Source organism: Acetobacter sp. DsW_54 (assembly GCF_002153575.1).
GTDB lineage: Bacteria > Pseudomonadota > Alphaproteobacteria > Acetobacterales > Acetobacteraceae > Acetobacter > Acetobacter fabarum.
Genome location: NZ_JOPD01000016.1, coordinates 19481 through 42002, shown reverse-complemented (window position 1 = coordinate 42002; position 22522 = coordinate 19481). Strand labels below are relative to the sequence as shown.

Below are 22522 nucleotides of genomic sequence, written 5' to 3'. Positions count from 1 at the left end.
AGCAGGGTATGACTTTTTTTCAGGATGACCTCTTCCCGCGCCGGACTGTGGCACCACAAGCTGTGGTGCCACCAGAGTTGTGGGAAAAACTGGCGCGCTCCACGTTCAGACAACGTTTTCATCTCAATGCGCAGGATATGGCGTATCTGCGGGAAAAAGGTTTGCCGCTGGTGCTCGAGCATGGGCAGGACTTCATCGCCCGCCGCCTGGCACCCGCCGCACCGCTCAAAGATGGACGGCAGACACCGTGGAAGGGGCACCCGGTTTTTGTAGCCCAGCATGCCACGGGAACATGCTGCCGCTCATGTCTGGCCAAATGGCATGCGCTGCCATCCGGCCGCCAGCTGAATGAAGCGGAACAGGACTATATTCTCAGCGTGCTGGCCCACTGGCTGGCAGGGGAACTGGCACGGCCAGACACACCACAACCAGCCCGCAAAACCCGTAAACCTGCCCGCCCTCCTGCTCAGGGAGTAGAGGGCTGACGGTCCATTAACAGGGATGTCACCGCTTTTTTGAAAGGGGAGAACCTGTCTGCCATACGCAGGCACCCTTCACGGATCTGGCGGAAGGGTGGGCCGTCATGGGTGTAGAGCGAGGCAATCCCGTTTGTGCCCGCAAACAGTAGCGCCGTTGCCTTACGGTGCTGGCGCTCAAATGCGCGCAGGGCCGCGGGGTTGCCTGCATCCCCATTATTCGCAACGGCTGCCAGCACCTGCCGGGCCAGTATGTCCTGCCCCTTCAGGCCCAGATTAAACCCGTGTGCCGTAATCGGGTGCATGCCAACCGCAGCATCGCCCACCAGTGCCAGCCTGCGGGCTGTAAACCTGTGCGCGTAAACGCCTTTGAGCGGGTACACGTGCCGGGTGCTGACAAGCCGCATGGCCCCAAGGCGATTGCCCACGCGGCGCATGATTTCGGCATTAAACGCCTCACGCGGCATATGGGCCAGTGCCTCAATCTCCTGCGGGGGCAGGGTCAGCACAAGGGAGGAGGCCATGCCGTTAACGGGCAGCAGGGCGATTGTCTGCCCCTCATCAAACCACTGGAGCGCAACATTATGGTGAGGGGATTCGTGCGCCATGCGGCAGACCATCATGGACTTGCCAAAATCGTGCACAATTGCGCCAATGCCCGCGCGCTGCCGGGTGGGAGAAAAACGCCCGTCCGCCCCGACAACCAGCTTTGCATTCACCTGCCCGCCCGTATGGTGGACCGCCGCGTAGTCCTGCCCCTGCCGGATGGTCTGCACCGCCGTGCCGGGCTGGAGGGTAATGTTGGGCATATGCTGTGCCGCAGCAAACAGGCCGCGACGGATCTGGTTGTTGGAAACCAGCCAGCCCAGCGCATCCACCCCTTCGCCCCGCGTGTCAAACGTGAGCGGGTGCCGGAAACTGCCAGTTTCAATCCGTGCTTCCTTGAGCGGGCAAACAACCGCCTGCGGAATGTGGGCCCACGCGCCGGTCTGTTCAAGCAGACGGACAGAGTGGTGGGTCAGGGCAATTTCACGCCCGTCAAAGCCGGGTTCGGACCATGTATCAAGCGGAGCGCGCTCCAGAACGGTTACCGAAAGACCACCACGCGCCATAAGAAGAGCCGTGGCCAGCCCGACCGGACCACCACCAATAACGGCAACATCTGTCTGCTGTATGTCGGACATGGGTTAGTCCTTGTCTGCGCCAAAGGTTACGGGCTGGCCGTGCCAGCGCGCGGTAAACAGGGCGGGGTCGGCCCGCTTGGGTGTATGCTGTGCGCCGTCCGGCGTACCCACAAACAAAAAGCCCGCCAGCCGGCTTAACCCCAGCTCGGCCGCCAGAACGGCGTCCTCCACCAGTGCACCGGAAACCCATACGCCACCAAAGCCCGTTGCATACAGGGCGTTAAGAATATTCATGGCCCCGGCGGCCACGCACATTTCCTGCTCCCAGAGCGGAATTTTATGCTCGGGCTGCAGGTGCATGCCCAGAGCAATAATCATGGGCATGGTGGCAAAACGGGTGCGACGTTTTTCAATTTTGGCAGCGGGGGCTTCTGGCTCCACGCGCGCCATGCTGGCCACAATGCGCTCGGCCAGAGCGGGGCGGTCCTGCCCCTCGATCACAACATAACGCCATGGCTGAAGCCGACCATGGTCGGGTGCGCGCATGGCCGTGCCCAGAATAGCCATCAACTGCTCGGGCGAAGGAGCCGGGTCCTGCAGCCGGTCGGTAGAGGCGCGGGAGAGAAGCATGTCCATAGGCGTCATGGTCTGGTGCCTTTGTTGCAAAAGGGGGCGTTAAGCCGAGTTATTGTGGGAACGCCGGAAGCGGGCCACCCCCCATGAGGTGCAGATGAAAATGCGGGACTTCCTGCCCCGAATTGGTGCCTGCGTTGGTAATCAGCCGGTAGCCGTTTTCTTCCAGCCCCAGAGTATGGGCAATCTGCCCGGCAGCGCGCATGACCCCGGCAATTTCTTCCGCCGGAGCGGTCTTGCTGAAATCCATGAAGGAAACATACGGCTTTTTGGGAATAATCAGCACATGCACGGGGGCTTTGGGGGCAATGTCCTCAAAGGCCAGCACCCAGTCGTTTTCAAAAACGGGTTTGCACGGGATTTCACCACGCAGGATTTTCGCAAAAATGTTCTGCTGGTCGTAAGGGCCTTTGCCGGTCACAGCCATAGTCGGTCAGTCCTGTTTTGTTGCATCTGATGCGGTTGCACCGGATGGGGGCAGGGATACTTTGGGGCGGGAGGCTTTTTCGGCAATGCCGCTTGTGCCTTCACGCCGGGCCAGTTCGGCCCAGACCTCATCTGGCGTAATGCCTGCATTCACCCACATGACAATCAGGTGGTACAGCACATCGGCACTTTCCCCCACCAGCAGACTGGTGCGGCCTGCCACGGCTTCGATCAGGCATTCCACCGCTTCCTCACCAAACTTCTGCGCGATCTTGTAGGTACCGCGTGAGAGCAGGCGGGCCGAATGGCTTACTGCGGGGTCCGCGTTCTTGCGGCTTTGCACAACGTCATACAGCCGGTTGAGCACGGAAGCATCTGCCCCATCGGACAGAGGGGGGAGTTCCTGAGTTTCTGCCACCTTGGTTTTTTTAGCCTTGACGGTTTTTGTCTCGGCTTTGGCAGTGGCTTTTGACGGAGCTTTTTTGATCATGACGTCTGACTGACCTGAAAAGGAGCGGGGGAAGGGCGAACCGGCAGTCCGGCCTGGGTCAAAGCCTGTTTGACCTGAGAGACGGTAAACTGCCCAAAATGGAAAACACTGGCGGCCAGCAACCCTGTTGCCCCGGCCCGGGCACCTTCCACAAAATGGTCGAGCGTGCCAACACCACCAGAGGCCACAATAGGCAGGCGCACAGCCTGTGTTGCCGCGCGCAGCAGGTCCAGATCAAACCCGCTGCCCGTGCCATCACGGTCCATGGATGTCAGCAGGATTTCACCCGCGCCGCGCTCGGCAGCCTGTTTGCACCAGTCTATGGCGTTAATGCCCGTTGGGGTGCGGCCACCATGGGTAAAGACCTCCCACGTGCCCGGTGCGGTCTGGCGGGCATCCACCGCAACCACAACACACTGGCTGCCAAACTTGCGCGCGGCCTCGCTAATCAGTTCGGGGCGGGTCACGGCGGCGGAGTTCATGGCGCATTTGTCTGCCCCGGCCAGCAGCAGGCGGCGCATGTCATCCGTGGTGCGCACCCCTCCGCCCACGGTCAGGGGCAGGAAGATTTTTTCTGCGGTGCGGCTCACCACGTCCAGAATGGTATCCCGGTTTTCGTGGCTGGCGGTAATGTCCAGAAAAGTCAGTTCATCGGCCCCGGCAGCATCGTACACCGCGGCCTGCTCAACCGGGTCGCCCGCATCACGCAGGGCAACAAAGTTGACGCCCTTGACCACCCGGCCATTTTTTACGTCCAGACAGGGAATAACGCGTAGCTTCAGCATCCGCTCAGCACTCGCAGGGCTTGTGAGGGTGATACGCGGCCATCATACAGCGCGCGGCCAACAATAACACCTTCTATGCCCGGTGTGGTGTTGGCCGCCACGCGCAGGGCTGCAAGGTGGTCAAGGCTGCCCACACCCCCGCTGGCAATAACGGGAATGGATACGGTGTTGGCCAGCGCTACGGTCTGCTCAATATCCAGCCCTTCGAGCATGCCGTCCCGGCTGATTTCGGTAAAGATGATTGCGCCAACCCCTGCATCCTGCATCCGCAGGGCAAGGTCGGTTGCCTGCATGTCCGACACTTCTGCCCAGCCCTCGGTCGCCACCAGACCGGAGCGCGCGTCAATCCCGGCCACAATACGGCCGGGGAAGGCACGGCAGGCCTCGCGCACCAGAGCGGGGTTCTTGACCGCGACCGAACCCAGAATAACGCGGGTAATCCCCGCCTCCAGCCATGCGGCAATGGCGGCCATGTCCCGCAGGCCACCGCCAAGCTGGACCGGCACATGGGCGGCGTCCAGAATGGAGCGTACAGCCTGTGTATTGGCCGATGCCCCGGCAAATGCGCCGTTCAGGTCCACCACATGCAGCCATTCAAACCCTGCATCCTGCCATGCGGTGGCCTGTGCGCCGGGGTTGTCGGAATAAACGGTTGCGTCGTCCATTTCCCCACGCCGCAGGCGCACACACGCGCCATCTTTCAGGTCAATGGCGGGGTAAAGGGTCAGCGGGCGGGAGGGCGTGGATGTGGTCATGGCGTGTGGCTGGCTTCTTGTTCGTTACGGGTCTTGGTGGACTGTAAAGGCAGGGTATCATCGAGGCATTTGGTAAGGAACAGCCCCGATACAAGCTCATCCCCCACCCGGGCATAAAACGGGTGTTTGCCCCATATGTGGAACCCGGTCTTTTCAAATAGAGCAATGGCTGCGGTCTGTGTCTGCAACACATCCACATTCAGCACCCGGAAGCCCATGTTGCGTGCGGCGTTTTCCACCTCCTGCAACAAGGCGGCCCCCAGCCCCTGCCTGCGCGCGTACGGTGCAACAAACAGGTGGGCAAGGGTAATGCACATGGCCTGTAATTCGTTATTGCGGGGGGCGCGAATAAGCTGGGCCCCGCCAACAATAACCCCATCCAGCCGGATGGCGAACAGCATGCGCTCGGGCACCAGCAGCAGACCGCGGAAGTAACGCTCAAGCACCTGCCGGCCCTGTGGCTGCAACCAGCCAAACCCGCCGCCATCCAGAATGGCGGCATCCACGGACTCGCACAAAGCCTGAAGGTCATCTTCCTCCAGCGACAGAATGCGCTGGACGCGGGTTACGCGGGACATCAGAACGTCGCTTCCGGTTGCCATGCTAAAAAGTTCGCAAGAATCTTCAGCCCCACAGTCTGGCTTTTTTCCACGTGAAACTGTGTGCCTGCCACGTTATTGCGGCAGACAATGGCTGGCACTCTGCCGCCGTAATCCGCACTGGCCAGCAGCACGTCATCCGTGGTGTTGCGCAGGGCATAGGAGTGGACAAAATAGCCGTGCGGGGCTGGGCCCAGCCCTTGGGTCAGCGGGTGGGACTGGTGGAGTTCCAGCTCATTCCAGCCCATTTGCGGCAGGCGCAGACCGGGGGCTTCCATGGGGGCGATTTCCCCCGCGATCCAGCCAAAACCTTCGGTTACACCATGCTCAAGCCCGCGTTCGGCCATAAGCTGCATGCCAACGCAGATTCCCAAAAACGGCGTGCCTTTTGCCACAGCCTGCAAAATGGCGTCCTTTAAACCCGCAATGGCCTCCAGCCCCTGCGCGCAGTCCGCAAATGCGCCCTGACCGGGCAGGATAATACGGTCCGCGCGCCGGACCTCGCCCGGTTCGTTGGTAATGATCACTGAGGCGTTAAGACCGGAAAGCTCGGCAGCACGCTGGGCAGCCCGGGCGGCAGAGGCCAGATTGCCCCCTTCGTAATCGACAACAGCAATGGAGAGAGGCTGGGCCATAAAACCCTCCTGGTTCTGATCGTGCGGAAAACCGTGCCACTCCCCCGCACCGGGGCAAAAAACACGGCTGGTTGTCTGTTGGGGCGGGACCATGCTCTGGCCAGAACATGGCGGAATCACACCCGCCGCCGGTTGGTTTACAGGACGCCTTTGGTCGACGGAATGGCCCCAAGGGCGCGCGGGTCCGGCTCTACTGCCATACGGAGTGCGCGGGCAAGAGCCTTGAACGCTGCCTCGGCAATATGGTGGCAGTTTTTACCGGCCCGCTGGTTCAGGTGCAGGGTGAGCATGGCGGACATGGCAAACGCCCGAAAAAACTCTTCCACCAGTTCCGTATCCAGTTCGCCAATGCGGTCCCGGTCAAAGGTGGCTTCAAACGTCAGGAACGGACGGCCAGAAAGATCGACCACTGCCTCACACAACGCTTCGTCCAGCGGTACAAGGGCTGAGCCAAACCGGCGCACGCCGCGCTTGTCGCCCAGTGCCTGCCGCATGGCCTGCCCCAGGGCAATGCCCGTATCCTCCACCGTATGGTGGCCATCTATATGCAGGTCACCCTTGACCGTTATATCCAGATCAAACAGGCCATGCTTGGCCAGGGCGGTCAGCATGTGGTCAAAAAAGCCGATACCGGTTTCAACCCGAGCCTTGCCAGTCCCGTCCAGAGTCAGGGCAATGGCAATATCGGTTTCGCTGGTAACGCGGTGAACTGTGGCGTGGCGCGATGTTGTCATGGTCCCAGCTTATAGCCCAAGACCGGGCACAATGCCATTCCACCGACTGGGCGGTATTTCAGGCTTCGGGCACATGTTCTTCCAGCTCCTTCAGCCACAGGGTTGCGTTGCCATCGGATGGGGCGCGCCAGTCCCCACGGGGGGAGAGGCTCCCCCCCGCCATGACCTTGGGGCCATTGGGCATGGCCGAGCGCTTGAACTGGCTGGTGGTAAAAAACCGGAACATAAAAACCTTCAGCCATTTACGAATAACCGGCAGGCCGTAGCTTTTGTGGTCATGCGACATAAAGCCCGGCGGCCAGGCGCCTTGCCCGGCATCACGCCAGACCTGTTCGGCCATAAAGGCAATGCGCGCGGGACCAAAACCGTGGCGCAGCACGTAATAAAGCGTGAAGTCATGCAGGGCATATGGCCCGATTGTGTCTTCCGTGCTCTGGCTGGCACCCGCCGTTGCGGGGATCAGTTCGGGGGAAATCTCGGTTGCCAGCACGGTACGCAGCACGGCGCAGACATCCGCCGGGAAATGCCCCGAGGCAATGCACCAGCGGATAAGGTGCTGGATAAGGGTTTTGGGCAGGCCAGCATTCACGTTGTAATGCGCCATCTGGTCCCCCACGCCGTAGGTACACCACCCCAGCGCCAGCTCCGACAGATCACCCGTGCCAATAACAATACCGTTGTGCTGGTTGGCCAGACGGAACAGAAAATCCGTGCGCAGCCCGGCCTGCACATTTTCAAACGTAATGTCATGCACAGGCTCCCCTCTGGCAAAGGGGTGGTCCATCGTCTGGAGCATAAGGGTTGCGGCAGGCCGGATGTCCAACGTTGCCTGCGTAATGCCCAGATGCTCCATCAAGGCATGCGCGCTGGCCAGTGTCTGCTCCGTGGTGCCAAAGCCGGGCATGGTGTAGCCCCGTATGGCCGTGCGGTGCCAACCCAGTTCGTCCGCCGTGCGTACCGCCACCAGCAGAGCATGGGTGGAATCCAACCCGCCAGATACACCAATAACCATGCCCGCAGCCCGGCAGCTTTTAAGCCGCTGCTTGAGAGCCGAAACCTGAATGGTAAAGGCTTCAAAACAATCCTGCTCCAGCCGCGTCGGGTCCGCTGGCACAAAGGGAAAACGCGAGAGCGGGCGCAGCAGACCCAGGTCTGAGACCGGGGGAGCCAGCGTAAACCCTATGGAACGCCAGAGGGCTTGGGGCGGGCCAGCCATGGCGGCGCAGTCGGCAAAGGAGCCAACCTGTGCGCGCTCATGGCGGAGCAATGTAAGGTCAATATCCGCTACAACGGCCTGTGCGCCTGTGGGAAAACGCTCACTTTCGGCCAGCAGCACACCATTTTCAAAAATGGCGGTCTGGCCATCCCACGCCAGATCCGTGGTGGATTCGCCCTCGCCCGCCGCGGCATACAGGTAGGCCGCCACACACCGCGCAGACTGGGAGAGGCAGAGCAAACTGCGGGTACGGGCCTTGCCCACGGTAATATCGCTTGCAGACAGGTTGGCCAGCACGGTGGCCCCGGCCATGGCCTGCGCTGTGGAGGGCGGATTGGGGACCCACATATCCTCACAGATTTCCACGCCAAGGCAAAAACCCGGCACATCCTGGGCGGTAAACAGCAGGTCCACACCAAAGGGAACATCCTGCCCACCGAGGCGCATACTCTGCCCCAGCACGGCAGCACCCGGAGCAAAGTGCCGTTTTTCGTAGAACTCGCGGTAATTGGGCAGGTAACTTTTAGGCACCACGCCAAGAATACGGCCCCGGTGCAGCACCACAGCGCAATTATACAGGCTGTTCCTGTGGGCCAGAGGAGCCCCAACCACCAGCACGGGCAGCAGATCCACCGTTGCCTGCGCCAGCTCCACCAGTGCGTTTTCCACCCCACGCTGGAGCGTGCTGTGCTGGAGCAGGTCCTCGATGGAATAGCCGCTCAGCCCGAGTTCTGGGAAAACGCACAAGCCTGCACCCTGCTGGGCGCAGGTGCGGGCCGTGGCCAGAATCTGGTCCCTGTTGGCGTACGGGTCTGCAAGGGTGACGGGCGCCGTGCAGGCCGCCACGCGCACAAATCCCTGATGGTACAGAGATCGGAATAAGGACGTGGTCACGGCTTTCCTTCCTTGCTGCGAGGAGCACTGTCCTGTCTAGCAGGCAGGCAAACCGACCGCCAAGGGCTGGCAAAGCGCTGCTCCATGACAGATGCGTGCAGTTGCATGCAAAAAAAGCACCTTTTTTGCATTTTCCCTCTTGCACAATTGAGCGCTCCCCCATAAAAGGAGGCCATCCAATGCGGGCGTAGCTCAGGGGTAGAGCACAACCTTGCCAAGGTTGGGGTCGTGGGTTCGAATCCCATCGCCCGCTCCAGATTTTCCTAAGAAAATCAGGAGCTTGGATGAATAGCAAAAATGTTCATCCTGCCGCATTGTTTACCTCCCTTATGATATTCATAAATACTGCAATCATCCACCGTGTTGCGTGCATCTGATCGCATTGCCTTTATCTACGATGAGCACTTCTTGTGCAGTCATTCAGCCAATCCCCCTAGATTGCCTGAAGTAGCCACGCATAGTGCCTTCTCCATACACGTTATGGCTGTGCATGGGCCGCCCTAAAAGAACGGTGTTTACCGTAGTCCAGCCAGTTTGCCCTTTCATTTTGCACGGCTTTTTTCCTGCCTAGTTCGCCGTAATAAAAAACATGGCCATACGGAGGGCGCGTGACCTCAGGCAGGAGTTCTTCCTTGATAAGAACCCACCTCCACTCTTCCGCACAATGCAGCAAACACATAACCAAGGCTGAGCCTGGTGGCACATCATATGCTCAACGCACGGATGGCCTTTGGGTCATAGAATCACAAAAACAGACAGATTTTTGGAAAAGAGAGGAAAAAGCCCAGCCTTGGTGCTGAGAACACGCCGGCAACGGAATAAAGCTTGCGCCGGGTCAGCTTGAAAAAATGGTTTCAAATGATTCCGAATAGACTCCGGCAGGCTGGACTATTTTTCCAGCCTGACATCTGAACCACCAAAATTTAGGAAAATTTGGTGGGTGCACAAGGACTCGAACCTTGGACCCGCTGATTAAGAGACACAGACCCCGAGATACCGTTAAGACGCAGGGAACCGCAAGGAGACGAAAAAACGGCTGTTTTTGGCGGGTCTATAAAAAGCGATGATGCAGGGTGACGCAACGAGCCGCACGGATTACCTTTTCAAATGACTCCGGATTGACTCCGGAAAACGGCATCAGCGAGTGCAGGAGGGGGACAGGTGCCAAAAATTCGGGCCGGGTTACACCAAATGCGGTGTAATAGGTGTATCAGGTGTAACACTCATATATATTATATTGATTTTATTGGGTTTTTTGGCTCTCAGACTGCTACACCTCTCCATTCCGTGAGGTGTAGCAGGTGTGACAGATGCACCGGAGGGGCCGCATGAAGCTGACAAAATCGGGAATAGACGCCCTCACCTGCCCGCCGGATAAGCGGGACGTGATGTTTACCGATAGCGAGGTGAAAGGCTTTGCCGTGCGGGTAAACGCCACCGGCACCAAGACTTTCCTGTTCAACTACCGTTTTGCCGGTAAGCCCAAACGGCTGGTGCTGGGGCAGTATGGAGCCTTAACGCTGGCACAGGCCCGCAAATTGGCCGAGGCGGCACGGGGCCGCGTTATGGCGGGCGGAGACCCTGCTGGCGATAAAAAGGCTCAGGTGCAGGAGTATCAGGCGCAGGTGGCCGAGCAGGCCGCACAAGCTGCCGCCAATGCCTTAACGCTGGATGTGCTGATAGACCGCTGGCTTGCCGGGGCATTGCGTGACCGGGCGGCCAGCTACCGGCGCGATGCCCCACAGCGCATACGCTATGCCCTGCCCCACCTGCTTGACCGTGCAGCCCACGCCATTACGCAAGCGGAGGTGCAGGCCCGGTTGGATGAAATAGCCGAGGACCATCCGACCACAGCCCGCCGACTCCATGCCTATGGCCGGGCCATGTATGGCTGGGCGGTCAAACGCGGGTTGGTGCCAGACAACCCGTTCTCTGCCGCGATTGTGGAAGGCCGCGAAGTCTCCCGCGACCGGGTATTGTCCGATGCGGAGCTGGGGGAGTTCTGGCGGGCTTCTGGCCTGCTGCCTTACCCGTTTGGCCCATTCTTTCGCCTGCTGGTGCTGACCCTCCAGCGCAGGAATGAGGTGGCGGGGATGCAATGGAGCGAGATAGCCCCCGACCTTTCAACCTGGACCATTCCGGCCGAGCGGGCCAAGAACGGCAAAGCCCATATTGTCCACCTGTCCGAACCGGCCCGGCATGTGCTGGCAGGGCTACACCGGCAGACAGATCCAAAAACCGGAACCATATCGCCCTTGGTGTTTACCTGCACAGGCAGAACGCCCATTTCCGGCTTCTCGGCTGCCGTGGCGCGGCTGGAAGCCCTGATTATGCGCGAACGAGCCGAGCAGGCCACCAGTGGGCAAAAAAAGCGGGAAAAAAGCCCCTCCACCCTGCAAGCTACGGTGGGGTGGCGATTACATGACCTCCGCCGCACGGGCGTGACGGTAATGGCCCGGCTAGGGATTGGCCCCCATGTGGCCGATAGAGTTCTGAACCACACGGAGGGCACCATTAAAGGCGTTGCAGCCGTTTACCAGCGCCATGAGTTCCTGACAGAGCGGGCCGCGGCACTGGATGCGTGGGCCGAGCATATGCTGAGTGTGGTTTCAGGAATAGGAGACAAACCCACGGCAGGAAATCTAGTGATGCTGACACGTTAAAAACGGCACCTAACGGAGAATCGGATTAGATACCTATTAGGTATCTTTCATTTCTTATTGTCGTTCATTTTTTTGTTTCATTTGGAATTTATCAAATAAATTTTCCACAAATTTAAATATTCTTTCGTCTCCCTTGTTATCAATCTCTTGACCTTTCAGAGAAATAGTTGTTTCTCCTTTCTTAAGGATGAAATTCCTTTCAACATTAGATATTTTTTCACAAATACTATTTATTAAATTCAAATCATTTGAAAAAACTGCCACTTCCAAAGCTGAAAACATAATCGTTACATTTGTTATTTCATTTTGAAAATATTTTATTTCATTTAATGACGACCGATACCCTTTGAAAAAGAAAAAAGCTATAATTTCACTACATAGAACAATAGATGATCTTTGAATATATCTTACAATATTCAAATTATCATGCGACGTTACATAGTTTATTGCAAAAATATCAGGGTTACTTATTGATACAATTATAAAAATTAATCCAAAAATAGAAAAAAATAATCCAATTAAAATATTTCTCATTGCTGTTGCTTGCATGAATTTTATAGTTTTAAAAATACCATCTATTATTAAAGATTTATTCTCTTTTATTATTGATATTTTTGTCTTCCCCTCCAACTGCTTTCTGAATTTTTCCTCTACTATTTTATATGTGTTCTTTTTTATTTCATATTTTAGTTCTATTTCTAACTTATTTTCAATGTCTCTTTTCCTGTTTTCATACTTCAAAAGATCACATCTACTCGTTATTTCCTGAATTTTACGATTTATTTCATTTATATCTTCTGATTTTCGGATGTTTTTTATTTCTTTTTTTATTTTATCTATTTCATTTAATGTTTCTATTGTTTTTAATTCCAGAGTTGCATTTTTTGTATTAAAGTGATTTCTGAAGTATATAATTATAATATTAAAAAATACTTTGTACGGGAATAAAAATGCTACAGTTGAAACAGATGCTATAATTATATCATATAATAAAACATGATCTACATGTCCTTTTTCGGGATGGTAAAGTATCTCTATAAGAGTGAAAATCACAATCAAGCCAATTGCAAAGCGGCCAATAATATTGCTAAAAAAACTTTTCATTTTAATTTCTTCCTTTGTATTAAACGAACACCTACCCCTCCGCCATGTTCAGAGATGAACTCGACCCCGGCGGCTTCTAGTCCAGAGCGGATGGCTTCTATTGTGGTGGCTTTGAGTTCTTCGCCTCGTTCAAGGCGGGCAATGGTATCAGGCGAAACACCTGCTTCTTTAGCAAGGTCTCGCACTCCCCAGCCAATAGCTGCACGGGCCATTTTACATTGAACAGCTAACAAAATCCGACCCCTCATCTGAGGCGTGACGGAAACTATCAAAAGCGGGAAATCTCGCTTTTGATAGTTTCCTAGATTTTCCCTTGATTGATTAGCTTTCGTGGAACGTAGCTCTCAGAGAGCCATAAAATACGGCACCTTCATCATTGGGGTCATTCTTAATAGTAACAATAGAGTCGTTTGAAAGAATACGAACAGAAATTGTATAATCATTCCCGTTTTTGTTCATCCCTTTCATTTGACTTGGTGCCTCACATGGAACGCCATGGTTTTTCCAAGTTATAATTTCAACAGGAATAGCATTGTCAGGCTTTTCATCCAACCACATGCAATATTTCCGACCTTTATCAACATGATTAGCTTTGGTCGCCTGCTTCGCTCCCGGGCATCCTGTCATCATTTTTCTCCAATATTTACGGTTTCAACCTCACTCCAGCCCCTCCGCCGTTTTCGGGGATGAACTCGACCCCGGCGGCCTCTAGTGCGGAGCGGATGGCTGTCAGATTGTTTGTGTATGGTGTGCGGGCTCCGCGTTCAAAATCCACGACTGTTTGCCGCGATACGCTTGCTTGCTGGGCGAGTTCTGTTTGGCTGATGCCAAGCATTGCTCGCGCGCCACGACATTGAGCAGCAGTAATCTCCACGAAACCTCTATCTTTTTGATTGACGTTTTTCTCGACGTAAATCAGAATAATTGAGGTTTGGCATTTTGCCAATCAAAACAGCCGATCAAAGGTGCTGGAACACCCTGACCGGCCTAACCACAACCGCTCGTATCAGGAGACGGTAATGGCTAACCACGCCTATACCATGCCCGGCAAATGCTTGGCAGTGCTTACCCTTGCTCGCCTGCATGGCGATGCTCTGGCCGCCATTGGCGCGGCTGGCCTTTGTGTGCTGGCTCTGTCTGGCGCTCTGCACCCCGAACACCTGCAAGCCCCCTCCGGCCAACAGGCACACCACACGCAGCCCCAACGCAAACCCGCCAAGCTTTACATGGCCTGCCTGCTCCCCAGCCCGGAGATGGCAGAATGAACCAGATTCAGACTGCCCCCACGGGCCTGTCCCGCCGTGGTGCTCTTGCCTCCGTATTAGCTGCCACAGTGGCCGCCATGCCCGTTATGGCCTGTGCTACTACCACAAATGAGGATAGCGCCGCTCTGGCCCTCTGTGCCGCGTTCTGGCGGGTGCATGGCCGCATTCGGGCAATGGATACAGACCCGGAATTGCCCTACGGCTCGCCAGCGCAAAAACGGTTTGAGGCGGATCTAGCCAAGCTGTACGGGCAGGAAGTGGATATTCTAAGCCAGCTTGCCAACACCCCAGCCCGCACCACGGCAGGCCAGCAGGGCAAGGCAGCCATCCTGCGGGCAATCCTCCCCACTGCCTTTGCAGACTTTGACCTAGGCATAGAATGTGAGGAAATCCGGCTGGTCCTGAGCCTGCTGGATGATCTGGCCGGAGGGCTGGCAGCATGAGCAAGCCGCACCCCACACAAACCGGCCTATCCCGCCGCACAGCACTGGCCGGGGTTCTGGCCCTTGCCGGTAGTGCTGCCCCCGCTCTGGCCGCCTCTGCCACGCCAGATGATGCGGAATTGCTGCGGGTGGTTCAGGCCGGGCTGGAGGCCGATGCAGCCTTTTGCCAGCTATCCGAGGCATGGAGCCATACAGTTGACATACCGCCGCATGTGGAAGCTCAGGAACTCGCTCTAGCAGATGCCCTGTCCGATAAATGGGATGAGGCCGGGAGCCTGCAAGCCCATACGTTGTCTGGGCTACAGGCCAAAGCCCGGTTGGCCCTTACCGCCATGCCCCTTAACCGCAACGGCACAGTCAGCCCCGGCGCTCCGGAATACCTTGCGTGGTCGCTCTGCCGTGACCTGCTGGGGGTGGCAGCATGATAGCCATGCAACAGCCCTCCACTGGTTCCCTATTGCCAATTCCCGTTTTGTTCCCCATCGTGGAGCCAAGCGCGGCTAGGTTTGGCCGCCGAACGCCTGCCCCCCATGACAGGCCCGCCGCGCTCCCTTCCTATACTCATGGGGGTAACCGGCGTGGGGCGGTTGTAGTGAGGTCTATTGTGTCTCCCTTCGTAGCAGACAGGCTACGAAACGGTATTCATCTCTCATCTTCTGTGACTGTATTTGGACGCTATGACGCCCGACTGTCTGAGTTGGACAAAGACCTTTCTCACAAAGCATACGCTTGTTACGTAAATGACGTTCCTCAGGCGTGGGTGCTTAACCCTGAATATTGGTGGCCGAAAACCAAAGACAGGGAACCCGCTGATAAGGTTTATATTTTTCACGATTTTTGTATCACTTATGCTGCAATGTGCAGCTACGTTCGTGAACTGCTTTGCTATGGTGACCTAGAGGCTTGTGGGCGTAAAAAGGCTGCGGACAACCCATTTTCTGTTATGGATATTTCGCTTTTTGGTCACTCAGGCAGGTTAAAATTTTCGGAAAATCGCTTATCGATAGATAAGCTGTCTTTCTTCGATATACGCACTGCCAGCAGAATGGGTTTGCCGTTTAGCTGTGCCATGTCAGCATTTGGCACTCCTAATCTGGTTAAACGCTATGTGACTTTCCGCCACGTAGTTGCCGGTGGTGACAAAGCACACCGCAACAATTTGCGCCAAGTCACTAAGGCATTACAGCAGGAGGTCTTTTCTCTCCTAAAAGAAGGCTTGCTACGAGCAGTTACAGTCTATGACCAAAACCCCATTGAACCCGGTGTCTGGCATCAACCAACAATAGATATGGATGCGTCCACAATCCGCGATATTGAAGGCAGTTGGGTGGAGTTTCGTATTCTTTCACCATTAGCCATCCGTAAGCAGGCCGATCTATTAGAGTGGCGTCCAGAAGCTACACTACCTCCAATATCTGCTCCGCAGAAACCTACTGCGGAACAAACCAAGAGGCCTGCTCTGCAAGCATCTGATAATAAGCTTGTGGAACTGGCTGTTTGTGAGGACAAAAGACGAGCGGAAAATGGTGAGGAATTATTGGATATGAAGGAACGGCTGACCTTCCTCCAAAAATATAAGCCCAAATTAACCGCGAACTATTTGAGAACCGAGCTAATGCCCCAAATTAAATGCCACGCAAAAGCTCAGGATATTCCTCTGCGTGGAAGAGGCAATACAAAACAAAGGGTTGGCAAATAATAGGAGGCGAACTGCATTCCTCCTATTTGCCGACTATTCCCCTCCGATTTGGGTTTTTGCTTCCATCCCTTCATGCACCAAGCAGCCCACACATGCCGCAAGGTGCCTATGAAACGGGGAGTTTTTCGTAATGCCTACAATGGCACCAATTCAGAATGACAAGGCAAGACAGATGGGCACTGTTGCTCACTTTCCTGCACACCACCATAAGGAAGCCATAACGCCGCTGGTGGTGTCAGAGGCTAAAGCCGCCGCAATGATTGGCCTTGCTCCACGCACCTTGCAGAGCAAACGGCTGGACGGCTCTGGCCCGGTTTTCGTGCAACTCACAAAGCGCCGGATTGGTTACAGCGTGGAAGCCCTCCGCGTATGGGTAGCCAACCGCTCTGCTCGTTCCACGGCTGACGCCACCACGCGCTTTGGGGGTGTGGCATGACTGACGCCTATGATCTGGACGACACTCTCCAAGGCACAGATTTTGAAGATACCTCTACCGTGCTGTGGAACGGGGATACCGCAGAAGGCAAACCGGGCCTGCTGCTCAGCCTTCTTTATTTCTTCTGGAAAATTGACTGGCACCAGCACAACACACTGATGCGGCCTGACGTAACCTACCTTGTGACGGAGAATAGCCGTTTCTTCTCGCCCCCACCTTCGGAGGGCGTCATTCATGGCCTTATGCACGCATGGTTGCACCTAAGCAAAGTGACCATCGCCAACCAAAGCTTTGAGGAGTTGTGTGAAGGCAGCCAAACGGAGGGGGCAAAAGAACGCTTCATTCCACTGGCACCTGCCCTCCGCTGGTTCTGGATGGGTCTTGAAAACGACGACCGCGCCATAGAAGCCAGAAAGTGGCTCACTGCTATTGGGTGGGAGAACATCATCAAGGACGCGGCGGCTCGGGATAAAGCAACACGCGCAATTCTGGCAGGACACGCTACTGGCTTTGCCTTTTCTATTGAGGAAATGCCTGAATATACCCGCGCACGAAAGGCAGCAGAGTCCCGCTTTGAAGCAGATATGCAGACTTGGATGCGTGGTGGAGCCATTGCCCCCATGCCTGCCCTAAAAGACTATCCACCAGAGGTGCAACATGAGGCGGCCTAACGCCTCCGAACTGGCCCGGCTTCTGGCGGACCACATTACGCGCCTTGCACCTGAACTGCTGCCGCATGGCAAAAAGGACGGAGCGGAATGGCGCGTAGGGTCTTTAGCTGGAGAGCCGGGGCAAAGCCTTGCTGTGCGTCTGACAGGCGCACGGCGGGGGCTGTGGTGTGACTTCTCCAGTGGGGAGCGTGGCGATGCTCTGGATCTTGTGGCCGCCTGCCTGTTCAGCCATAACCGCAAAGACGCAATGGCATGGGCCAACACATGGCTGGGGCTGGCGAACAACGCGCCACATGCCCCCGTCCAACGCCCTCCGGTTCAAGAAAAACTGAATAGTCCTGAACTGGACAAGGAAGCACAGCAGCGCAGGGCCAAGGCCCGGCGGCTGTGGCAGGACGCAGCGCCCGGCATTGCTGGCTCTCCAGTCGAACACTACCTGCAAGGCCGTGGCATAGACCTGCGCCTGCTTGGCCGTGCGCCGGGTGCGTTGCGATTCCACCCCGCCGTGTGGTGTGCGGAGGTGCAGCGCCCGTTGCCTGCCATGCTGGGCGCTATCTGTGGACCAACGGGTAAGATGGTTGCGGTGCACCGCACATGGCTGGCACAGGCACCCTCCGGCGCATGGGGCAAAGCTGAACTGGCAAACGCTAAAAAGGTGCTGGGCAGTTTTGCAGGTGGGTGCATCCGCCTATGGCGTGGTGCCTCTGGTGCAGCCCTTGGCATGGCTCCGGATGGTGATGTGACCATTCTGGCGGAGGGCATAGAAACAGCCCTGAGTTGTGCCATTGCCTGCCCGGAATACCGTGTTCTGGCCTCTGTCAGCCTAAGCAACATGGCTGCCGTCAAACTGCCTGACACCATTACCGAAATTATTGTGGCGGCTGATAACGATGCCGGAAATCCGGCTGCGCGTAAGGCGCTGAAAGCTGCCCTTCACCAATTTGCACAGCAGGGCCGCACGGTTCGGCTCGCCGTGCCAGAAATCGAACATGGAGACTGGAACGATGTCCTCCGAAACGAACCAGACACAGACCGGAACAGGTCGTGAAGGTGTGCGGGCAGCTTTGTCGGGTGCCAAGGTTATCAAACTGAAAAGCGGTAAGGATAAAGACACCAAGAGCAAGCCCTCCGCTAGACGGACAGAAACAGAGGACGGGCGCTTTTTCTGTGACGCTCATGGCCTGTTCCGAAAAGCAGCGGACAGCACCAAAGCGGATATGAAACTGTCCGGCCCTATTGAAGCCATAGCCGAAACACGCGGGCCAGATGGCAAAGGTTGGGGCATCCTGCTGGGCTGGATTGACCGGGACGGACAGCAGCATGAGCAAGCCTTTCCGCGTAGCCTGTTCAGTGGCGATTGTGGCGAACTGCGGAGCCAGCTTGCAGACGGCGGCCTTACGCTCTCATCCAGCCCCGCAGCCAAGGCCGCCTTTGCGGACTGGCTAAGCAGCATTTCCACACCAGAGCGGGCGCAGTCGGTCGGGCGTATTGGCTGGCATACACTGCCATCTGGCCGAGCCTATGTGCTGCCAGATGCCACCTACGGCAACATGGACGAACGGGTAGTGCTGCAAACAGCCGAGCCAGAAACGGATCTGTTTGGCATGTCTGGCACGGTGGAAGAATGGCAGCAGCACATAGGTTTGCTGTGCCGGGGCAACAGTCGCCTTGTCCTGGCTGTATCGAGTTCATTCGCTGCACCATTGCTCGGCCTGCTGGGACTGGATGGTGGTGGTATATCGCTCTTTGGTGCCAGCCGGGCCGGTAAGTCCACAGCATTGCTGGTTGCCTCCAGCGTATGCGGTGGCACGTCAGATGCCGGGGCCAAAGGCTATGCCCGTTCTTGGCGCTCTACCTCCAACGGACTGGAAAGCGTTGCGCTGGCAAGTTGTGACGCCCTGCTACCGCTGGACGAAATAGGCCAGCTAGACCCACGAGAAATTGGCGATGTGGCCTACATGTTGAGCAACGGACAAGGCAAGGTCCGTGCCAGCCGCACCGGCTCTGCGCGGGCAGTTGCGCGCTGGCGGGTGCTATTCCTGTCAACGGGCGAAAAAACACTTTCCGATGTAAACTCCGAGGCAGGCCGGGCCACCAAAGCAGGCATGGAGGTGCGCTACTGTGACGTGCCAGCCGATGCAGGAGCCGGTATGGGCCTGTTTGAGAACACGCACCATCTGGATAATGCTGGAGAGTTTGCCGACCATCTGGGCAATGCCTGCGGGCAGTTTTACGGCGCAGCCTTTCGGGCCTTTCTGGAACGTCTGACCGCCCTCATGGCGGAGGAAGGCATACGCCCGCTACGCGAACGCCTGCTGGAGCGTCTGGAAGCCATAGCAACAGGATACCTGCAAAACTGGCCCCGCGCCTCCGGACAGGTCCGTTCCGTTGCCCGGCGCTTTGCCATGATTGCTGTGGGCGGCGAACTGGCAACCACCTTTGGCCTGACCGGCTGGGATGCCGATACGGCAGACGCTCTGGTCGGTCTCTGCTTTGGTGACTGGTTACGGGCGCGTGGCACCTCCGGCCGGAGGGAAGATGAACAGGCCGTGCAGCAGCTCCGCGACTTCATTGCCCGCAATGGTGCGTCCCGCTTTCAGGATTGGGTGGACAGAACGGCAGAAGAACTCCCCCAGTCATGGGATGAGGGCAAGCCACCACCAGAGAGATACCGCACACAGAACCAAGCAGGCTGGAGACGCTGGGCCAAAACGCAAGAGGGACAATGGGGCTGGGGTTATATGCTGACGTCCTCGGGGATGCGGGAAGCTCTGGCGGGCCTGAACCTGCGGGATGCTACCAAGGTGCTGGCCGAGCGTGGTGTGCTGATACCGGATAAAGAGGGCAAATTCTCGCAATCTGTCCGCCCACCGGGGCAAGCTGGCAATATTCGGCTTTATGTGGTGGCCGGAAACATTCTGGCACTCTCTAGCGGCAATGAGTGAGCTATGGCCGGAGGGTAAGCGACTGCCCTCCGCTCATAATGCATGACATTGCGGTTATTTGTGTCTTGTTGCCCTTCTGTTGCCTTGAAGAATATATAAGTAGGTGTATATCGTTCCTATGACGTCGGAACGTAAACCCATCGAGTTCTTAGGAACAGCGTTGTCTGATTTGCGGGAGTTTCCCCCGGAGGTCATGCGAGAGATGGGGTATGAACTGGCGCTGGTGCAGGAAGGGGATGCCCCCTCTGACTGGAAGCCAATGGCTATTGTCGGTCCGGGTGTGAAGGAAATTCGTGTTAGTGATGAGGATGGTATTTACCGCTCTCTTTACGTCGCTAGCCTAGGAAGCAAAGTTTACGTTCTTCATTGCTTTCAGAAGAAGTCACAGACAACACCTAAGAAAGACATTGATCTGGCGTCAAAACGGCTTAGCGCGCTTTATCGTGAATTGCGGGCGAGCAGTAATAAGCCAAAGCAGAAAAAGGAGAAGCAGAAATGACCAAGAAAACAGAGGAGTTCACTGCTTCCCAGACCTTCGATAGCGTGTGGGATGCAATCTGCGATACACGGGAAGAAGCTGAACAGATGAAGCTTCGTTCCGAAGTTATGGCGGCCCTTGAACGCTTTGTGAAAGATAACAAAATGACACAGGTGCAGGCAGCGGATGCCTTTGGCGTCACCCAGCCTCGTGTTTCCGATCTGATGCGCCGGAAGTTTGACAGGTTCTCTCTGGATAGTCTTCTGAGTATGGCCGCAAGAGCAGGATTGCAGGCACAGATCACTTTCCGCAAAGCTGCCTGACTAACACCTTCATTACTCCAGCCAGAGGCCAGCGCAGTGCTGGCCTTTTCTGTATCTGGGGTGTTTCGTGTCGCTATGCGTCTGGTACATGGCTTAGATTGTTTCATTAGGGCATACCCCATAGAGACAAATTTATGAGACAGCGGATTGGCGGTTTTCTGCGTCTCAAATGGGTTTATTTTTAATTTTGAGACAGATAAAAGAGAAAGTCTAAACCCTATTGAGACAAATGAGACGCGGAATGACCATTTACGGATATGCGCGAGTCAGCACGACTGACCAAGACCTGACCATTCAGGAGCAGACCCTTACCGCAGCCGGGTGCACGGTCATTCGCTCCGAAAAAGTTTCAGGGTCGAGCACCAGTGGCAGGAAAGAACTGCAAACCCTGCTTGCCTTCCTCCAGCGGGGCGATGTGCTGGTCGTCACACGCATAGACCGGCTGGCCCGGTCTATTGCTGACCTTCAAACCATTATGATGGAACTCAAGGCAAAGGGTGCAGCCTTGCGCTGCACAGAACAGCCCGTGGACACCAGCACAGCAGCAGGCAAAGCCTTTCTGGATATGCTGGGTGTGTTTGCCGAGTTTGAGACAAACCTCCGCCGAGAACGCCAGATGGAAGGCATAGCCAAGGCTAAAGCGGACGGACGTTATAAAGGACGAAAGCCTACAGCCCGCAATCAGGCCACCGAAGTGCAGGCACTTATGGAGCAGGGTATGAGCGCCACCGAGATTGCCAGCCGTCTTGGTATAAGCCGGGCCTCTGTTTATCGCTGCAAGGATGCAGCCGAGCCTGCGTGAGCCGTGGGCATGGCGTGCGTGGTGTGCGCGGGCAGCGCGCGGGTTTCTTTTCCGATTTTTGAGTATTTCAGAGCTAAAACAGGCCGAGCCATGCATCAAAAGCATAACGAAAAATGTGTATTTTAAGGGGAAAAAAGCAGGGAAAACCAGCCATTTAGAGCGGCAATATCCCTATAAATGGCAGAAAACAGCCATTCATGCTTTCAAAGTGATACACCTATTTTCGGCAGGTGTAACAGCCAGAACAAAAAAGGTGTATCACTTTTAGATAAGTAAATCAGTCACTTATCCAGAGTGATACACCTGTTACACCTGATACACCTTTTTTTGGGTAGGGGTGGTAAGAACGGGAAGGTGTGACGCGGCCAAGGTCATGCGTAAAGCGCATATCTCAACCTTGGCTCATAGGCCTGGGGCTATCGGAAAGTCGGGATGCCCTTGGGCACCGCAACCGCATCAGGCTCACGCACGGATTTTTTCGGCTGTTTGAAAAAAATCAAGTTTTCAAACGCTGGTGACTGTCATGGGGATGGGGGTATCCAATCTCTAGCGGCCATGAGCACCCGGACCGCGCCATGGGCAAATTTTTGCATCCGCGAAATTGAAACAAAAAGACACACAGGTAGCCGGAGGGCCAAGGCTGTCAGGTTTTTGAGAGAGAAAATCTGTGGCGGGAAAGAACCCTGCCCCATGCCAGCTCAGAAAACGCGGTTTCAAATGACTCCGGATTGACTCCGGAAGGCAGGAGAACCCTGCCAGCCTGAAACCTGAAAACCACCAAAAGCTAAGGAAAAGCTTGGTGGGTGCACAAGGACTCGAACCTTGGACCCGCTGATTAAGAGTCAGCTGCTCTACCAACTGAGCTATGCACCCTTACAGCCCATTGGGCTGAAGTGGGGGTCTTTTACCACCCCTTTTTGATAAGC

The 22522-nt window shown here is 56.1% G+C and carries 25 protein-coding genes, 2 tRNA genes and 1 pseudogene; 14 read left to right on the top strand and 14 right to left on the bottom strand.

Translation table 11 applies throughout. The features are described from left to right. The first annotated feature begins 8 nt into the window (after positions 1 to 8). Entirely contained in the window at positions 9 to 485 is a 477-nt protein-coding gene (locus tag HK20_RS07885; protein ID WP_086646535.1) for a DUF4186 domain-containing protein, read from the top strand. On the opposite strand, the gene ubiM is transcribed toward HK20_RS07885, so the two are convergent. From ubiM to HK20_RS07840, 9 genes and pseudogenes are all read right to left on the bottom strand, one after another. Further along, entirely contained in the window at positions 467 to 1660 is a 1194-nt protein-coding gene (gene ubiM / locus HK20_RS07880; RefSeq protein WP_086646534.1) for a 5-demethoxyubiquinol-8 5-hydroxylase UbiM, read from the bottom strand. The two genes, HK20_RS07885 and ubiM, sit on opposite strands and share 19 nt — an antisense overlap. 3 nt (positions 1661 to 1663) lie before the next feature. Then, on the bottom strand, positions 1664 to 2245 hold the full coding sequence (locus HK20_RS07875) for a nitroreductase (RefSeq protein ID WP_086646533.1): 582 nt from the start codon (positions 2243 to 2245) through the stop codon (positions 1664 to 1666). A gap of 40 nt (positions 2246 to 2285) precedes the next feature. Continuing rightward, positions 2286 to 2660 carry a histidine triad nucleotide-binding protein gene (locus tag HK20_RS07870; RefSeq protein WP_086646532.1) on the bottom strand — a complete coding sequence of 125 codons (375 nt, stop codon included), beginning with the start codon at positions 2658 to 2660 and terminating at the stop codon, positions 2286 to 2288. Positions 2661 to 2666: 6 nt separating this feature from the next. Further along, positions 2667 to 3149: a phosphoribosyl-ATP diphosphatase gene (locus tag HK20_RS07865; RefSeq protein WP_086646531.1), complete on the bottom strand. Its 483-nt coding sequence runs from the start codon at positions 3147 to 3149 to the stop codon at positions 2667 to 2669. After that, a complete protein-coding gene (gene hisF, locus HK20_RS07860) occupies positions 3146 to 3934 on the bottom strand; it encodes an imidazole glycerol phosphate synthase subunit HisF (protein ID WP_086646530.1) in 789 nt (262 codons plus the stop codon). The genes HK20_RS07865 and hisF overlap by 4 nt, the downstream gene beginning before the upstream one ends. Next, positions 3928 to 5267 (bottom strand): annotated as a pseudogene (gene hisA / locus HK20_RS13345) (1-(5-phosphoribosyl)-5-[(5-phosphoribosylamino)methylideneamino]imidazole-4-carboxamide isomerase). Before hisA ends, hisF begins: the two are co-directional and overlap by 7 nt. Then, positions 5267 to 5923, bottom strand: coding sequence for an imidazole glycerol phosphate synthase subunit HisH (gene hisH, locus HK20_RS07850; protein ID WP_086646560.1), 657 nt, complete (start codon positions 5921 to 5923; stop codon positions 5267 to 5269). The pseudogene hisA and the gene hisH overlap by 1 nt, the downstream one beginning before the upstream one ends. Before the next feature lie 137 nt (positions 5924 to 6060). After that, complete coding sequence (gene hisB / locus HK20_RS07845) at positions 6061 to 6657, bottom strand: imidazoleglycerol-phosphate dehydratase HisB (protein WP_086646529.1); 597 nt, start codon at positions 6655 to 6657, stop codon at positions 6061 to 6063. Positions 6658 to 6715: 58 nt separating this feature from the next. Then, entirely contained in the window at positions 6716 to 8767 is a 2052-nt protein-coding gene (locus tag HK20_RS07840) for an NAD(+) synthase (RefSeq protein WP_086646528.1), read from the bottom strand. A 181-nt stretch (positions 8768 to 8948) separates the two neighbouring features. On the opposite strand from HK20_RS07840, the gene HK20_RS07835 reads away from it, so the two are divergent. Together HK20_RS07835 and HK20_RS07830 are read left to right on the top strand one after the other, a co-directional pair. After that, positions 8949 to 9023 (top strand) — tRNA-Gly (locus tag HK20_RS07835). A 1072-nt stretch (positions 9024 to 10095) separates the two neighbouring features. After that, a complete protein-coding gene (locus HK20_RS07830) occupies positions 10096 to 11430 on the top strand; it encodes a site-specific integrase (protein ID WP_086646527.1) in 1335 nt (444 codons plus the stop codon). 54 nt (positions 11431 to 11484) lie between these two features. Here the strand turns inward: HK20_RS07830 and HK20_RS07825 are convergent, their stop codons facing one another. From HK20_RS07825 to HK20_RS07815, 4 genes are all read right to left on the bottom strand, one after another. Continuing rightward, on the bottom strand, positions 11485 to 12534 hold the full coding sequence (locus tag HK20_RS07825) for a hypothetical protein (protein ID WP_086646526.1): 1050 nt from the start codon (positions 12532 to 12534) through the stop codon (positions 11485 to 11487). Beyond that, positions 12531 to 12782 (bottom strand): multiprotein-bridging factor 1 family protein, encoded by a 252-nt coding sequence (locus tag HK20_RS07820; protein WP_369823046.1) that lies wholly within the window; start codon positions 12780 to 12782, stop codon positions 12531 to 12533. The genes HK20_RS07825 and HK20_RS07820 overlap by 4 nt, the downstream gene beginning before the upstream one ends. Before the next feature lie 73 nt (positions 12783 to 12855). Next, on the bottom strand, positions 12856 to 13164 hold the full coding sequence (locus HK20_RS12805; RefSeq protein WP_143296472.1) for a hypothetical protein: 309 nt from the start codon (positions 13162 to 13164) through the stop codon (positions 12856 to 12858). A 13-nt stretch (positions 13165 to 13177) separates the two neighbouring features. Then, a complete protein-coding gene (locus HK20_RS07815) occupies positions 13178 to 13369 on the bottom strand; it encodes a helix-turn-helix transcriptional regulator (RefSeq protein ID WP_086646558.1) in 192 nt (63 codons plus the stop codon). A 184-nt stretch (positions 13370 to 13553) separates the two neighbouring features. Between HK20_RS07815 and HK20_RS07810 the strand changes: the two genes are divergently transcribed. The 11 genes from HK20_RS07810 (at position 13554) to HK20_RS07760 (ending at position 21596) form a co-directional block, all read left to right on the top strand. Beyond that, positions 13554 to 13799 (top strand): hypothetical protein, encoded by a 246-nt coding sequence (locus HK20_RS07810; protein WP_086646557.1) that lies wholly within the window; start codon positions 13554 to 13556, stop codon positions 13797 to 13799. Then, complete coding sequence (locus HK20_RS07805) at positions 13796 to 14242, top strand: hypothetical protein (RefSeq protein ID WP_086646525.1); 447 nt, start codon at positions 13796 to 13798, stop codon at positions 14240 to 14242. The genes HK20_RS07810 and HK20_RS07805 overlap by 4 nt, the downstream gene beginning before the upstream one ends. Further along, on the top strand, positions 14239 to 14667 hold the full coding sequence (locus HK20_RS07800; RefSeq protein WP_086646524.1) for a hypothetical protein: 429 nt from the start codon (positions 14239 to 14241) through the stop codon (positions 14665 to 14667). Before HK20_RS07805 ends, HK20_RS07800 begins: the two co-directional genes overlap by 4 nt. A 179-nt stretch (positions 14668 to 14846) precedes the next feature. Continuing rightward, positions 14847 to 15941, top strand: a complete 1095-nt coding sequence (locus HK20_RS07795; RefSeq protein WP_143296471.1) for a hypothetical protein — start codon at positions 14847 to 14849, stop codon at positions 15939 to 15941. A gap of 172 nt (positions 15942 to 16113) precedes the next feature. Continuing rightward, a complete protein-coding gene (locus tag HK20_RS07790; RefSeq protein ID WP_233129127.1) occupies positions 16114 to 16377 on the top strand; it encodes a DNA-binding protein in 264 nt (87 codons plus the stop codon). Beyond that, positions 16374 to 17048 (top strand): hypothetical protein, encoded by a 675-nt coding sequence (locus HK20_RS07785; RefSeq protein WP_086646521.1) that lies wholly within the window; start codon positions 16374 to 16376, stop codon positions 17046 to 17048. The genes HK20_RS07790 and HK20_RS07785 overlap by 4 nt, the downstream gene beginning before the upstream one ends. Further along, a complete protein-coding gene (locus HK20_RS07780) occupies positions 17035 to 18096 on the top strand; it encodes a toprim domain-containing protein (protein ID WP_086646520.1) in 1062 nt (353 codons plus the stop codon). Before HK20_RS07785 ends, HK20_RS07780 begins: the two co-directional genes overlap by 14 nt. Then, positions 18053 to 19993 carry a DUF927 domain-containing protein gene (locus tag HK20_RS07775; RefSeq protein ID WP_086646519.1) on the top strand — a complete coding sequence of 647 codons (1941 nt, stop codon included), beginning with the start codon at positions 18053 to 18055 and terminating at the stop codon, positions 19991 to 19993. Before HK20_RS07780 ends, HK20_RS07775 begins: the two co-directional genes overlap by 44 nt. 118 nt (positions 19994 to 20111) lie before the next feature. Then, positions 20112 to 20492: a type II toxin-antitoxin system RelE/ParE family toxin gene (locus tag HK20_RS07770; RefSeq protein WP_086646556.1), complete on the top strand. Its 381-nt coding sequence runs from the start codon at positions 20112 to 20114 to the stop codon at positions 20490 to 20492. Further along, a complete protein-coding gene (locus tag HK20_RS07765) occupies positions 20489 to 20794 on the top strand; it encodes a helix-turn-helix domain-containing protein (RefSeq protein WP_086646518.1) in 306 nt (101 codons plus the stop codon). The genes HK20_RS07770 and HK20_RS07765 overlap by 4 nt, the downstream gene beginning before the upstream one ends. A gap of 241 nt (positions 20795 to 21035) precedes the next feature. Next, entirely contained in the window at positions 21036 to 21596 is a 561-nt protein-coding gene (locus HK20_RS07760) for a recombinase family protein (RefSeq protein ID WP_025826829.1), read from the top strand. 797 nt (positions 21597 to 22393) lie between these two features. On the opposite strand, the gene HK20_RS07755 is transcribed toward HK20_RS07760, so the two are convergent. Then, positions 22394 to 22469, bottom strand: a tRNA-Lys gene (locus tag HK20_RS07755). Positions 22470 to 22522: the final 53 nt, after the last annotated feature.